We start from the raw sequence: 402 nt of genomic DNA on the forward strand, positions 1-402 counted from the left end.
TACAGATCATAGTCTTCACGTTCCCACACCGGTTCACCGGTCATCATGTCTACCGCCAGTACATTGCTGTTTTCAAACTCATTATGCGCATGGGACGTGATATTATTCGCCCAATAGGCGATGCCTTCATGAAAGAATGCTCCGTGACTCTTGGCCCCACCGCGGCGTGACTCATAGACAGGCTCGCCACTATGCCTGTTCACAAGGGCATAGCCGAGATAGTCAAGAATAAACAAATAATCTTCTATGACATGATATGGTTCAAGTGCACGATTCGCGCCGTCTAAAAACTCTGGCTGCCATGTCCAGAGCACATCACCACTATCCTCCTCAACCGCAAAGAACTCTACCGCACGATCATCAATTCCAGAACCTGTGCTGTAACCCATACCAGCATAGATG

General features: G+C 48.5%; 1 protein-coding gene. It reads right to left on the reverse strand.

What is annotated here, in order from left to right; all coding sequences use genetic code 11:
* A partial coding sequence (locus ACYQ2L_RS17210; RefSeq protein ID WP_460058360.1) for a hypothetical protein occupies positions 1-389 on the reverse strand: 389 nt, incomplete at its 3' end.
* Positions 390-402 lie beyond the last annotated feature (13 nt).

It is taken from the genome of Spirochaeta dissipatitropha (genome assembly GCF_054657935.1).